This window comes from Rhodococcus sp. Ni2 (assembly GCF_021352185.1).
GTDB classification, from domain to species: Bacteria; Actinomycetota; Actinomycetes; order Mycobacteriales; family Mycobacteriaceae; genus Rhodococcus_F; species Rhodococcus_F qingshengii.
Genome location: NZ_WOXZ01000001.1, coordinates 1,063,297 through 1,076,359, shown reverse-complemented (window position 1 = coordinate 1,076,359; position 13,063 = coordinate 1,063,297). Strand labels below are relative to the sequence as shown.

11 protein-coding genes are annotated in these 13,063 nt (G+C 62.5%); 10 read left to right on the top strand and 1 reads right to left on the bottom strand.

The features are described from left to right. Positions 1–59: 59 nt before the first annotated feature. The 7 genes from GN300_RS05115 (at position 60) to GN300_RS05085 (ending at position 7,643) form a co-directional block, all read left to right on the top strand. Positions 60–1,742, top strand: a complete 1,683-nt coding sequence (locus tag GN300_RS05115) for an FAD-dependent oxidoreductase (RefSeq protein ID WP_007731395.1) — start codon at positions 60–62, stop codon at positions 1,740–1,742. Positions 1,743–1,958: 216 nt separating this feature from the next. Next, entirely contained in the window at positions 1,959–2,882 is a 924-nt protein-coding gene (locus tag GN300_RS05110) for an Ig-like domain-containing protein (RefSeq protein WP_007731397.1), read from the top strand. Positions 2,883–2,956: 74 nt separating this feature from the next. After that, on the top strand, positions 2,957–3,931 hold the full coding sequence (locus GN300_RS05105) for a carbohydrate ABC transporter permease (protein ID WP_003940557.1): 975 nt from the start codon (positions 2,957–2,959) through the stop codon (positions 3,929–3,931). Further along, positions 3,928–4,830: a carbohydrate ABC transporter permease gene (locus GN300_RS05100; protein WP_042452747.1), complete on the top strand. Its 903-nt coding sequence runs from the start codon at positions 3,928–3,930 to the stop codon at positions 4,828–4,830. The genes GN300_RS05105 and GN300_RS05100 overlap by 4 nt, the downstream gene beginning before the upstream one ends. A 37-nt stretch (positions 4,831–4,867) precedes the next feature. Next, positions 4,868–6,199, top strand: a complete 1,332-nt coding sequence (locus tag GN300_RS05095) for an ABC transporter substrate-binding protein (RefSeq protein ID WP_003940485.1) — start codon at positions 4,868–4,870, stop codon at positions 6,197–6,199. A 15-nt stretch (positions 6,200–6,214) separates the two neighbouring features. Next, complete coding sequence (locus GN300_RS05090; RefSeq protein ID WP_007731405.1) at positions 6,215–7,300, top strand: ABC transporter ATP-binding protein; 1,086 nt, start codon at positions 6,215–6,217, stop codon at positions 7,298–7,300. A 16-nt stretch (positions 7,301–7,316) separates the two neighbouring features. Further along, positions 7,317–7,643 carry a YnfA family protein gene (locus GN300_RS05085; RefSeq protein WP_003940244.1) on the top strand — a complete coding sequence of 109 codons (327 nt, stop codon included), beginning with the start codon at positions 7,317–7,319 and terminating at the stop codon, positions 7,641–7,643. A 67-nt stretch (positions 7,644–7,710) separates the two neighbouring features. On the opposite strand, the gene GN300_RS05080 is transcribed toward GN300_RS05085, so the two are convergent. Then, positions 7,711–9,669: a M13 family metallopeptidase gene (locus GN300_RS05080; RefSeq protein WP_063315806.1), complete on the bottom strand. Its 1,959-nt coding sequence runs from the start codon at positions 9,667–9,669 to the stop codon at positions 7,711–7,713. A gap of 112 nt (positions 9,670–9,781) precedes the next feature. On the opposite strand from GN300_RS05080, the gene GN300_RS05075 reads away from it, so the two are divergent. From GN300_RS05075 to GN300_RS05065, 3 genes are read left to right on the top strand one after another with little or no spacing between them, the layout of a single operon-like run. Further along, positions 9,782–10,231: a helix-turn-helix transcriptional regulator gene (locus tag GN300_RS05075; protein WP_030535180.1), complete on the top strand. Its 450-nt coding sequence runs from the start codon at positions 9,782–9,784 to the stop codon at positions 10,229–10,231. Between the two features lie 5 nt (positions 10,232–10,236). After that, positions 10,237–10,647, top strand: coding sequence for a VOC family protein (locus GN300_RS05070; protein ID WP_003940539.1), 411 nt, complete (start codon positions 10,237–10,239; stop codon positions 10,645–10,647). Positions 10,648–10,699: 52 nt separating this feature from the next. After that, a complete protein-coding gene (locus GN300_RS05065; RefSeq protein ID WP_063315807.1) occupies positions 10,700–13,060 on the top strand; it encodes an excinuclease ABC subunit UvrA in 2,361 nt (786 codons plus the stop codon). The last annotated feature ends 3 nt before the right edge of the window (positions 13,061–13,063 follow it).

Genomic DNA, 13,063 nt, shown 5'->3' with positions numbered 1-13,063 from the left:
GAACACGTTATAGTCTGGGAACCAGTTCGAGCTTCGTGTTTCAGGGATAGGGGAATGTCATGGCGTATGTGATCACGCAGCCGTGCTGCAACGACGCCTCGTGTGTTGACGTGTGTCCGGTCAATTGCATTCACCCGACACCGGACGAAGCCCCGTTCGCGACCACCGAAATGCTCTACATCGATCCCGACACCTGCATCGATTGTGGTGCGTGTGTGGACGAATGCCCGGTCGAGGCGATCTTCCCGGACAACGAACTCGACGAGGACGACGCGCCGTACCTGCAGATGAATGCGTCGTACTTCGAGAAGCATCCGATGGGCCCGGATTGGCCCGAGCCGATCACGATGGCCAAGATCGATCCCGAACTGGGAACGCTGAAAGTAGCGATCGTCGGCTCCGGCCCGGCCGCCTGCTACGCGGCGATGGAACTGACCGGCAAGCCTCGCGTCGAGGTCGACATGTTCGATCGACTTCCCACTCCCTACGGTTTGGTGCGCGCCGGCGTGGCGCCAGACCATCCCGGAACCAAGGGGGTCACCGATCAGTTCCGCGCCGTCGTCGCGAAGAAGACTGTGCGCTGCCACTTCAACGTCGAGGTGGGCACCCACATCTCGCATTCGGAACTCTTGGACCATCACCACGCAGTGATCTACGCGGTGGGTGCTGCCGGGGATCGCAAGCTCGAGATCCCGGGCGAGGATCTGCCGGGAAGTCACGCCGCCACCGAGTTCGTCGCCTGGTACAACGGCCACCCGGGATATGCCGATCGGACTTTCGATCTGTCTGGCGAGCGAGCGGTGATCGTCGGAAACGGCAACGTCGCACTCGACGTCGCACGCATCCTGGTGACCGACCCTGACCAGCTTGCGAAGACGGACCTCGCCGAGCACGCATTGGAAGCGCTGCGGAACAGCAAGATTCGTGAGGTGGTCATTCTCGGGCGTCGTGGGCCGGCGCAGGCCGCGTACACCAATCCCGAACTGTTGGCGCTCGGACAGATGGCGAACGTGGACGTAGTCGTCGACCCGATCGAAGCCGAACTCGACGAGGCCAGTCAGGCGTTCGTGGACAGCGATGCCGCCGAGCCGTCCGTCCTGCTCAAGGTCAAGCAGGCGCAGGAATTTGCTTCGCGTACCGCAGATCCTTCTCGCAAGCGGATCGTTCTCCGGTTCCTCACCTCTCCCGTCGAGGTCCTCGGCGACGGTGCAGTCTCACAGGTGCGGATCGTGAAAAACGAATTGGTGGCAACGCCGACCGGTCAGCTCTCCGCCCGGCCTACCGAAACCGAGGAGACGATCGACACTTCACTGGTGCTTCGGTCGGTCGGATACCGCGGCACACCGATGGCCGACTTGCCCTTCGACGACGCTCGCGGCGTTATCCCCAACGAGAACGGCAGAGTAATCGACACCGAGACCGGCACGCCGATCCCGGGTGTCTACGTCGCGGGTTGGATCAAGCGCGGACCGACTGGCGTGATCGGCACCAACAAGTACTGCTCCGCCGAGACCGTGTCGATGATCTTCGACGACTTCGCTGGTGGGCGCCTCGCCACCCCGACCGAGGATGCCGACAAGTTGCAGGTTTTGTTGGCAGACCGGTCGCCGGATCAGGTGGACTATCAAGGTTGGCAGCGGATCGACAAGGCAGAACGCGCATCCGGTGCCGCAACCGGACGGCCGCGAACCAAACTCATCTCCATCGAATCCATGTTGGCGGCTGCCCGGAGCGAGGGATAGCAACGTTTGGGCGAACATCCGAATTGCTCGATTGCCGCTTTTGTGTGTTAATGACTATGGAAATGTGCGGTTTGCTCTCTTCGGCGTGCTCGGGTGTGTAGGTGTGCTCCGAGCGGGTGCGTCCGAATGGTGCATCGGCATCGGTACCAGGCGGGTATCGATGCCGGCCGCGCACGATCCACGTGAGTACGTGGTCAGTCGAGCGAAGGTAGTGACATGGGCAGCAAACAGGGTCGTCGGACGTCACGGGTTGCCGTGGCAATCGTCGGAGCAGTGGCCGCCGGCCTGGCTCTGGCCGGACCCTCCGCGGCTGTTCCTCTCTTCCCCGGTGGACCCGACATTCCGTTGCCCGTCATTCCCGGCGTTCCGTACCTCGATCCGGCGATTCCGGTTCCGGGCATCCCGGGTACACCGATTCAGGCTCCCATCGGCGTCCCCAACTTCTCCGCGCCGTCGCTCAATCCGTCCGCGGGCGAGACCGTCGGTATCGCGCAACCGATCATCATTCGATTCAACGAGGCCGTCGGCGACCGTGCTACGGCCGAACGCGCGATTCGCGTGACCACCGATCCGCCGGTCGAGGGCAGCTTCTACTGGATCAACGACAGCCAGGTCCGTTGGAAGCCGACACAGTTCTGGCCGGCGAACATCTCCGTGACCGTCGACGCCGGTGATTCGCACTCCACGTTCAACATCGGTGACGCACTCGTCACCGTCGCGGACGACAACACCAAGCAGGTCACCGTCACCCGCAACGGTGAGGTCGTGCGCACCATGCCGACGTCGTTCGGCAAGCCGGGTCACGAAACACCGAACGGCACGTACATCGTCGGTGAGCAGTTGCGCGACATGTACATGGATTCGTCCACGTACGGCGTCCCGATCGATTCTCCCGAGGGTTACCGCACCTACGTCGAGTACGCGACACGAATTTCCTACAGTGGCATCTTCGTCCATGCCGCTCCGTGGTCGGTTGCGCAACAAGGTTTCACCAACGTCAGCCACGGCTGCCTAAATGTCAGCACCGAGGACGCCAAGTGGTTCTTCGAGAACGCAGGCAAGGGTGACCCGGTGATCGTGCAGAACACCGCAGGTGGAGTCCTCAGCGGCGCCGACGGATTGGGCGACTGGAACCGCTAGACATCGACGAGGAAGGCCCTGCGCGAGAAGTATTCGCGCAGGGCCTTTTTCGTGTCGCGTTCAGCTCGAGTGTCTTGTACGTTCACCATTCATTCGTTGCGGGCGGTCAGACTGCCTCAGTGAGATCGAGTCCGGAAAGAACGCTGCCCACTTCAGGCAAGCCAGGTCTGTGGGGCAGACCATGGCGTGATTACGCGCTGTTCGCGCTCTTGGTAGGTCCCAATCTCGCGTTGCTGATCTTGTTCACCTATCGCCCGCTGGTGGACAACATCCGACTTTCGTTCTTCGACTGGAACATTGCGGACCCGAAGGCGACGTTCATCGGGCTGAGCAATTACCGCGAGTGGTTCGGACGAAGCGACACCTGGCAGATCGTCACCAACACAGTGGTATTCACATTGGTCACAGTGGTGGGTTCGATGGTCATCGGTTTGGCGTTGGCCATGCTGCTCGATCGCAAGCTCGTCGGGCGAAACCTGGTCCGGTCGGCCATCTTCGCTCCGTTCGTCATCTCCGGTGCAGCGATCGGTGTCGCGTTTCAGTTCGTCTTCGACCCCAACTTCGGCCTGATCCAGGATCTCCTGCACCGTGTCGGACTCCAATCGCCCGACTTCTATCAGGATCCCCACTGGGCGCTGTTCATGGTGACGGTGACATACATGTGGAAGAACCTCGGGTACACGTTTGTCATCTATCTCGCTGCACTGCAAGGAGTTCGGCAGGAGCTGAACGAAGCTGCCGAAATCGACGGCGCCAAGCCGTGGACCAAGTTCCGCCGGGTGCTCCTACCTCAGTTGCGCCCGACGACGTTCTTCCTCTCCATCACCGTCATGCTCAACTCGCTCCAGGTCTTCGACATCATCAACGTCATGACCCGAGGTGGTCCGCTGGGGACAGGGACGACAACGATGGTCTACCAGGTGTACAACGAGACGTTCCGAAACTTCCGGGCGGGCTACGGTGCGACGGTTGCCACCATCATGTTCCTGATCCTGCTGATCATCACCGTCTACCAGGTTCGTGCCATGGATCGGGGAGAAGAGAAATGACAGCGGTAGAGGAAAAGAAAAGCGCTGCTACGACTTCCGTCGTTCGGCCCGGCCCGGACCGCAAGAACGTGGACCGGCGTGAGGTCGGTGTGAAGATCCTCGGCTATGCGGCAATGGTGATCGCGTTGGTCATCATCGTCCTGCCGCTCTACTGGATCGTGATGACCTCGTTCAAGGAGCGCCCGGAGATCTACACGCAGCCGGCAACGTGGTGGCCGTCGTCGCTGCATCCCGAAAACTATTCGGAAGCAACCACATCGGTCCCGTTCTGGATGTTCTTGCGGAACTCGATAGTGATCACGACGATTCTGTCGGCGGCGAAGTTCGTTCTGGGGACTCTCAGCGCCTATGGGCTTGTTTTCCTGCGCTTCCCGGGGAAGAACTTCGTCTTTCTCGGAATCATCGCCGCATTGATGGTTCCGAACCAGATCACCGTGATCTCGAATTACGCGCTCGTGGCAGAGTGGGGCTGGCGTAACACGTTCCAGGGCATCATAGTTCCGCTCGCGGGTGTAGCCTTCGGTACGTTCCTCATGCGCAACCACTTCCTCTCGATCCCTTCGGAGATCGTCGAGGCGGCGCGGATGGACGGAGCCGGCCACTGGCGGTTGCTCTGGCGCGTGGTGCTCCCCGTTTCCGGACCCACGATGGTGGCGTTCGGCATCATCACGGTGGTCAACGAATGGAACGAGTACCTGTGGCCGTTCCTCATGTCCGACGATTCCTCGGTAGCGCCGCTGCCGATCGGATTGACCCAACTGCAGAACAACGACGGACTTACCAACTGGGGTCCGGTCATGGCAGGAACGGTGCTGACCATGCTACCGATCCTGGTGATTTTCCTTCTGCTGCAACGACACATGATCAAGGGCCTCACCTCCGGTGCGGTCAAGGGCTGACAGCTTTCCCGTCACATTTCTTTCTCGAGGAGCAGTAATGGCAAACATGAACAGGCGCGGATTCTTGAGCCTCGGCGGTGCAATCGCCGCCGGAGCCGCACTGACCGCGTGCGCGGGATCCGGCGGGTCGAGCGCTGATGCTGCGGGAACATCCGGTGCGTCGGGTGATTCCAACACCATCACCTTCTGGTCGAACCACCCGGGTAAGTCCACCGACGTGGAGAAGGAACTGATCAACCGCTTCCAGACCAAGTACCCGGACCTGAAGGTCAACTTGGTGGACGGCGGCAAGAACTACGAAGAGGTGGCACAGAAGTTCAACGCTGCCCTCTCCGGTGGAGATGTGCCCGATGTGGTTGTGCTGTCCGATGTCTGGTGGTTCAACTATGCACTGGCCGGGGCAATCGAGCCGCTTGACGGACTCTTCTCCGAGGTGGGGGTCGACTCGGCCGACTACGTCGATTCACTGCTCGCCGACTACCTGTTCCAGGGCAAGCACTATGCGCTTCCCTACGCGCGGTCGACGCCGTTGTTCTACTACAACAAGGCGGTCTGGTCGCAGGCAGGTCTTCCCGACCGTGGGCCGGCGACATGGCAGGAGTTCGACGAGTGGGGACCCGAGCTGCAGAAGGTCGTGGGCAACGGCAAGTTGGCACACGGGTGGGGCAACGCGAAGGATTACCTCGGCTGGACCTACGAAGGCCCAATCTGGACGTTCGGCGGCTCGTACTCCGACCAGTGGAATCTGCAGCTCGACAACGAGAAGACCATTGCCGCAGGGCAGTTCCTCTCCAGCATGATTCACGACAAGAAGTACGCCGCGGTCTCCACTGACATCGCGAACGAATTCGGTACCGGCATTCTGGCGTCGACCATCGCGTCGACGGGCGATCTGTCCGGCATCAAGAAGACTGCCAACTTCGACTTCGGCACCGCTTTCCTCCCGGCAGTGGACGGAACTCCCGGTTGCCCCACCGGCGGTGCCGGGCTTGCCATCCCGTCCAAGATCTCCGATCAGCGTAAGAAGAACGCGCTCAAGTTCATCGACTTCATCACCAATGGTGAGAACACGGCGTACTTCTCGCAGAACGTCGGCTACATGCCGGTCCGCAAGTCGGCAACCTCGGAGCCGAGCATGAAGGCGTTCCTCGACGCGAACCCCAACTCCCGTACCGCTGTGGATCAGCTCTCGCGTACGCGCTCGCAGGACTACGCACGCGTGTTCGTCCCGGGTGGGGATCAGATCATCGGCACCGGACTCGAGCAGATCGCTCTCCAGAAGGCCGACGTCGCATCGACATTCGCCGGCGTTGCCACGCAGTTGCAGCAGATCATCGACCGGCAGATCACCCCCAAGCTGCCGAAGTAGTAGGAGAGAACACTCATGGCCAACGTGCAATTCGCGGGAGTCACGCACCGCTACGAAGGAACTGATCGACCGGCAGTCGACCGTCTCGACCTCGACATCGCCGACGGTGAGTTCCTGGTACTCGTAGGACCTTCCGGTTGCGGTAAGTCCACCAGCCTGCGAATGCTCGCCGGTCTCGAGTCCGCGTCGGACGGTCGGATCGAGATCGGCGGCACGGACGTCACGCACCTCGCTCCGCGAGCACGTGACGTCGCCATGGTGTTTCAGAGTTACGCGCTGTACCCGAACATGACCGTCGAGCAGAACATGGGCTTCGCGCTCCAGAATGCCGGAGTGGGAAAGACGGAGCGCCGGGAGCGGGTACTCGAGGCCGCGCGGATGCTCGAACTCGAACCCTTGCTCGGACGGAAACCGGCAAAGCTGTCGGGCGGGCAACGTCAGCGAGTTGCCATGGGTAGAGCCATCGTTCGCCATCCCAAGGTGTTCTGCATGGACGAACCACTCAGTAATCTGGACGCCAAACTGCGCGTCAGCACACGGTCGCAGATCGCCGCCCTACAGCGTCGACTCGGCACCACGACGGTCTACGTCACCCACGATCAGGTCGAGGCGATGACGATGGGGGACCGAGTGGCGGTGATGCTGGACGGTCGCTTGCAGCAGGTGGCGAAGCCGCGCGAACTCTACGACAACCCCGTCAACACCTTTGTGGCCGCCTTCATCGGATCGCCCGGCATGAACCTGATCGAAGCGCCGGTCGAGGGAACCGTCGCAGTGCTCGGTGATCTGCGGATTCCGCTGCCCACCGGGGCGTCCGAGCGGGAGCGGGTCGTCGTGGGAGTGCGCCCGGAATCGTGGGATCTGGTGGGAGCGTGGCGAAAGGGCTCGCTGGCCGTGGATGCCGATCTGCTCGAAGAGTTGGGAGCCGAATCGTTCGTCTATGCAAAGGGTGCCCCGGATTCGCAGTGGCAGAGCCGATCCGGTCGAATCGTCATTCGCGTCGACCGGAAGATGTCGGTGGCACCGGGGGAGTCGCTTCATCTGCTGCCCAAGGCCGGCGAGGTGTACTTCTTTTCCGCGGAGACCGGAGTACGTCTGTAGCGATACTGTGTGCGGCATGACCGTCGCACGTTCGCTGTTGCTGTTCGTACTCGCCGCGCTGCTCGAAATCGGGGGCGCGTGGTTGGTGTGGCAGGGAATTCGCGAGCACAAGGGATGGATCTGGGTGGGGCTCGGCGTCATCTCGCTCGGCCTCTACGGTCTGGTCGCCACCATGCAACCCGATGCGAACTTCGGGCGCATCCTCGCCGCGTACGGCGGGATCTTCGTCGCAGGTTCACTGCTGTGGGCGGTGGTGATGGACGGATTCCGCCCGGATCGTTTCGACATCGCCGGTGCGCTGATCTGTCTGGTCGGCGTCGGGGTGATCATGTACGCCCGGTAGGCCTTCGGCCCCGTGCGCGCTCAGGGAGTCCAGGGGGTCCCTAAGCGCGCACAGGGGCTTGCCCCTGCTACCAGATCTTCACACGCTTCTCCGGCTCCAAATACAGTGCGTCACCGGGCTTGACGTCGAACTCCTCGTGGAACGTGTCGAGGTTGCGGACGACGCCGTTGCACCGGAACTCCGGCGGCGAGTGCGGGTCGACGGCCAGACGGCGAAGCGCTTCGGCCTCACGGGCCTTCGTGCGCCATACCTGCGCCCACCCGAAGAACACGCGCTGCAAGCCGGTGAGTCCGTCGATGACCGGAGGTTCGGTACCTTCGGTCGCGATCTTGTACGCCGCGATCGCGATCGACAGCCCGCCGAGGTCGCCGATGTTCTCGCCGATCGTGAACTCGCCGTTGACGTGGTGGCCCGGCAGTTCCTTGGGCTCGAACTCGTTGTACTGCTCGATGAGAGCCTTTGTGCGCTTGCCGAATTCGCTGCGGTCCTCGTCGGTCCACCAGTCGACCATGTTGCCGTCGCCGTCGTACTTGGCGCCCTGATCGTCGAATCCGTGACCGATCTCGTGGCCGATGACGGCGCCGATGCCGCCGTAGTTGGCAGCGTCGTCGGCTGCCGCGTCGAAGAACGGCGGCTGGAGAATGGCTGCGGGGAAGACGATTTCGTTCATGCCCGGGTTGTAGTAGGCGTTGACGGTCTGCGGTGTCATGAACCACTCGTCACGGTCGACGGGGCCGCCCAGCTTGGCCAGGTCACGGTCGTACTCGGCGGCGTATCCGCGACGGTAGTTGCCCACCAGGTCGGTTGCCGAGATCTCGAGTCCGGCGTAGTCGCGCCACTTGTCGGGGTAACCGATCTTCGGGGTGAACTTCTCGAGCTTGGCCAATGCAGCCTCACGAGTCTGCGGGCTCATCCACTCGAGGTCGGAGATGTTGCGGCGGTACGCCTCCTGCAGGTTTGCGACCAGTTCCAGCATGCGGGTCTTCGCCTCTGCGGGGAAGTGTCGATCGACGTAGAGCTTGCCGACGGCCTCGCCGAGCAGATCCTGGACCAGGCTTACCCCGCGCTTCCAGCGCTCACGGTTCTCTTCGGTCCCGGACAGTGTGGTGCCGTAGAAAGCGAAGGTCTCGTCGACCAGGGCCGAATGCAGGTAAGGGGAGCGGGCATGAAGCACCTTCCACGCCGCCCATGCCTTCCAGTCGTCCAGTGACTCCGACGCCCAGAGTGCGGTGAAGGTGTGCAGGAATTCGGGCTGGCGGACCACGATCTCGGCGAACTTCTCCGAATCGGCGCCGAGACCGGACAGCCATGCCGCCCAGTCCAAACCGGGGTTCTGCTCGGTCAGTTCCTCGAAGCCCACCAAGTTGTAACTCAAATCTGCGTCACGACGCTTGACGACGTCCCAATGCCCGGCCGCGATCTTCTTCTCGAGCTCGAACACACGCTGGGCGTCGTAGCCGACGCCGGCGAGGGTGAACATCTTGTCGATGTGCGCGACGTACTTCTCGCGGATCTCCGCGTAGTTGTCCTCGCGGTAGTACGACTCGTCGGGGAGGCTGATTCCCGACTGGCTGAAGTGGATCAGGTACCGCTCGGAGTTCTTGGCATCGGTGTCGACGTAATGCGAGATGGCACCGCCGACGCCGACGCGCTGGTGGCGTCCGATCACGGTGGCCAGCGACGACCGGTCCGGCGCATCGGCGACGGCGTCGAGCTCGTCGTCGATGGGGCCGAGGCCTGCGGCCCCCACGGCGTCGGCGTCCATGAAGCTCGAGTACAGGTCGCCGATGCGCTGTGCATCGGTACCGGCGGCCGAGTTGGACTCCGCGGCTTCGGTGATGATGGTCTGTACGTCTTCTTCGGCCTTGTCGTAGAGCGTCCGGAAGGCCCCGTCGACTGCGCGGTCTGCCGGAATCTCGTATTCGGCGAGCCATTTTCCGTTGACGTGGACGAACAGATCGTCCTGCGCCCGTGTGTCGCCGTCGAGGTGGGTGAGGTCGATGCCTGAGCGATGAGCCGTGGTCATTTCTCCATCCTTACACGATCATGACGAACTGCTCGGTGTGTGCGCGATCGCTCCACGCCGAGTTCATCTCTTGTGCTGGGCAACGTCGGTATGGCATGGCACGATCGAATACGTGACCAGCAGACCTGCCGCAGATCCGCACCTGCAGGACCTCGCGCGACTACGACGTGTGCGAGACCGTATCGACCGGGAGTACGCGCGGCCTCTGGACGTGGAGGCGCTCGCGCGGGGAGTGAACATGTCTGCGGGGCATCTCAGTCGCCAATTCCGTCAGGCATACGGAGAACCGCCGTACGCCTACCTGATGACCAGGCGAATCGAGCGAGCGATGGCGTTACTGCGGCGCGGAGACCTCAGTGTCACGGACGTCTGCTTCGAGGTCGGTTGCAGCTCTCTCGGCACTTTCAGCAGCAAGTTCACCGAATTGGTAGGGGTTCCGCCCAGTGTCTATCGGCGCGAGGCCGAGCAGTCGACGGCAGGAATGCCGTCCTGCGTGTCCAAACAAGTCACCAGACCGATCAGGAATCGAGAAGCGCAGACCGCGCAGCCGCAATTAACGTGATCGCCATGGACATCACCATTCACTCGAGTTTCCTTCCGCAGGACGACCCTGAAGCCGCCCTGAACTTCTATCGCGACACGCTCGGCTTCGAGGTTCGCAACGACGTCGGCTACGACGGGATGCGTTGGATCACGGTGGGGCCGCCCGGCCAGCCCGGCACCTCCATCGTGCTGCATCCGCCGGCCGTCGATCCCGGAATCACCGACGAGGAGCGCCGCACCATCATCGAGATGATGGCCAAGGGCACCTACGGCGGACTTCTCCTGGCCACCAAAGATCTGGACGATACGTTCGAGCGGCTTCAGGCCGGCGACATCGACGTCGTCCAGGAACCGACCGAGCAGCCGTACGGCGTTCGCGATTGCGCCGTCCGGGACCCAGCGGGAAACCTGATCCGTATTCAAGAACTGCGCTGAGCCCGTCAACTGCGCTGAGACCGTCGGCGATCGACTGACAGATGGAGACACGATGACTGCCTTGCACACCGCAGACAGCCACGATTTGATCCGCGTGCAAGGCGCGCGGGTGAACAACCTCGAAGACATCAGTGTCGAGATCCCGAAGCGGAGGCTGACGGTATTCACCGGCGTCTCCGGTTCGGGGAAGAGTTCGCTGGTGTTCAGTACGATCGCCGCGGAATCGCAGCGGATGATCAACGAGACCTACAGCGCTTTCGTTCAAGGATTCATGCCGACGCTCGCGCGGCCGGACGTCGATGTTCTCGACGGCCTGACCACCGCGATCATCGTCGATCAGCAGCGGATGGGAGTCGACCCGCGCTCGACCGTCGGAACCGCCACCGACGCCAACGCGATGCTCCGCATCCTGTTCAGCCGTCTCGGAAAGCCTCACATCGGTTCGCCTCAGGCGTTTTCGTTCAACGTGGCCTCGATCTCCGGAGCAGGCGCGGTCACGATGGAACGCGGCGGACGTCAGACGAAAGAGCGTCGCAGCTTCAAGATCACCGGCGGCATGTGTCCGCGGTGTGAGGGACGAGGGGCGGTCAACGATTTCGATCTGACCGCGTTGTACGACGACACCAAGTCGCTCAACGAGAGTGCGATCACGGTCCCCGGCTACAGCATGGAGGGTTGGTACGGCCGGATCTACCGCGGCTGCGGTTTCTTCGATCCCGACAAGCCGATCAAGAAGTACACCAAGAAGGAACTGAACGATCTGCTCTACAAAGAGCCGACCAAGATCAAGGTCGAAGGCATCAACCTGACGTACACGGGTCTGATTCCGCAGATTCAGAAGTCGTTCCTGGCCAAGGACGTCGACGCGATGCAGCCCCACATCCGGGCTTTCGTCGAGCGGGCGATCACGTTCACCACCTGCCCCGAGTGCGACGGGACGCGACTGAGCGAGGGGGCGCGGTCGTCGAAGATCAAGGGCGTCAACATCGCCGACGCCTGCTCGATGCAGATCAGCGATCTCGCGGAATGGGTCAGCGGACTGAAGGAACCGTCGGTCGCGCCGTTGCTCACGACGCTCGGTGAAACGCTCGACTCGTTCGTGGAGATCGGACTCGGCTACCTCAGTCTCGATCGGCCGTCGGGAACCCTCTCCGGCGGTGAAGCTCAGCGCACCAAGATGATTCGTCACCTGGGTTCCTCGCTCACCGACATCACGTATGTTTTCGACGAGCCCACCACCGGCCTGCATCCGCACGACATCGCGAGGATGAACGACCTACTGCTGCGCCTGCGCGACAAGGGCAACACCGTGCTCGTGGTCGAGCACAAGCCGGAGACGATCGTGATCGCCGACCACATCGTCGACCTCGGTCCGGGTGCGGGTAGTGCCGGCGGAAACGTCTGCTTCGAGGGCACCGTCGACGGTTTGCGTGCCAGCGACACCGTCACCGGCCGTCACTTCGACGACCGGGCCGCAATCAAGGAGACCGTTCGCGAGTCCACCGGGGCAATCGAGATTCGTGGAGCGAACGCACACAACCTGCAGGACGTCGACGTCGACGTACCGCTCGGCGTCCTGGTCGTGGTCACCGGTGTCGCCGGGTCGGGCAAGAGTTCGCTGATCCACGGCTCGCTCGCGAAACGCGAAGACGTGGTGTCGGTCGATCAGAGTGCGATCCGTGGCTCGCGCCGGAGCAACCCGGCAACGTACACCGGGCTGCTCGACCCGATCCGCAAGGCATTCGCGAAGGCCAACGGCGTGAAGCCGGCGCTGTTCAGTGCCAACTCCGAGGGTGCCTGCCCGACGTGCAACGGCAACGGCGTCATCTACAGCGACCTGGCGATGATGGCCGGCGTTGCCACTCTCTGCGAGGAGTGCGAGGGCAAGCGCTTCCAAGCCGAGGTACTCGAATACAAATTCGGTGGCAAGGACATCAACGAGGTTCTCACGATGTCGGTGGCCGAGGCCGAGGAGTTCTTCGGCGACGGCGAGGCCAAGACCCTCGCTGCGCACAAGATCCTCGTCCGACTGGTCGACGTGGGGCTCGGATACCTCACGATCGGCCAGCCATTGACGACGCTGTCGGGCGGTGAGCGTCAGCGCATCAAGCTGGCAACCCACCTGGGTGAGAAGGGCGGCGTGTACGTCCTCGACGAGCCGACCACCGGACTGCACCTGGCCGACGTCGAGCAGTTGCTCGGCCTGCTCGATCGACTGGTCGATTCCGGTAAGTCAGTCATCGTGATCGAGCACCACCAAGCGGTGATGGCACACGCAGACTGGATCATCGACCTCGGCCCTGGTGCCGGTCACGACGGCGGTCGGATCGTCTTCGAGGGCACTCCCGAGGAGCTCGTCGCCGACGGCTCCACACTCACCGGAAAGCACCTCGCGGCATACGTCGGCAGCTGACCG

Coding starts and splice junctions, on each gene's coding strand:
- GN300_RS05085 (WP_003940244.1), top strand. CDS start 7,317: ATGACCGTCGCACGTTCGCTGTTGCTGTTCGTACTCGCCGCGCTGCTC.
- GN300_RS05080 (WP_063315806.1), bottom strand. CDS start 9,669: ATGACCACGGCTCATCGCTCAGGCATCGACCTCACCCACCTCGACGGC.
- GN300_RS05115 (WP_007731395.1), top strand. CDS start 60: ATGGCGTATGTGATCACGCAGCCGTGCTGCAACGACGCCTCGTGTGTT.
- GN300_RS05100 (WP_042452747.1), top strand. CDS start 3,928: ATGACAGCGGTAGAGGAAAAGAAAAGCGCTGCTACGACTTCCGTCGTT.
- GN300_RS05095 (WP_003940485.1), top strand. CDS start 4,868: ATGGCAAACATGAACAGGCGCGGATTCTTGAGCCTCGGCGGTGCAATC.
- GN300_RS05090 (WP_007731405.1), top strand. CDS start 6,215: ATGGCCAACGTGCAATTCGCGGGAGTCACGCACCGCTACGAAGGAACT.
- GN300_RS05070 (WP_003940539.1), top strand. CDS start 10,237: ATGGACATCACCATTCACTCGAGTTTCCTTCCGCAGGACGACCCTGAA.
- GN300_RS05065 (WP_063315807.1), top strand. CDS start 10,700: ATGACTGCCTTGCACACCGCAGACAGCCACGATTTGATCCGCGTGCAA.
- GN300_RS05110 (WP_007731397.1), top strand. CDS start 1,959: ATGGGCAGCAAACAGGGTCGTCGGACGTCACGGGTTGCCGTGGCAATC.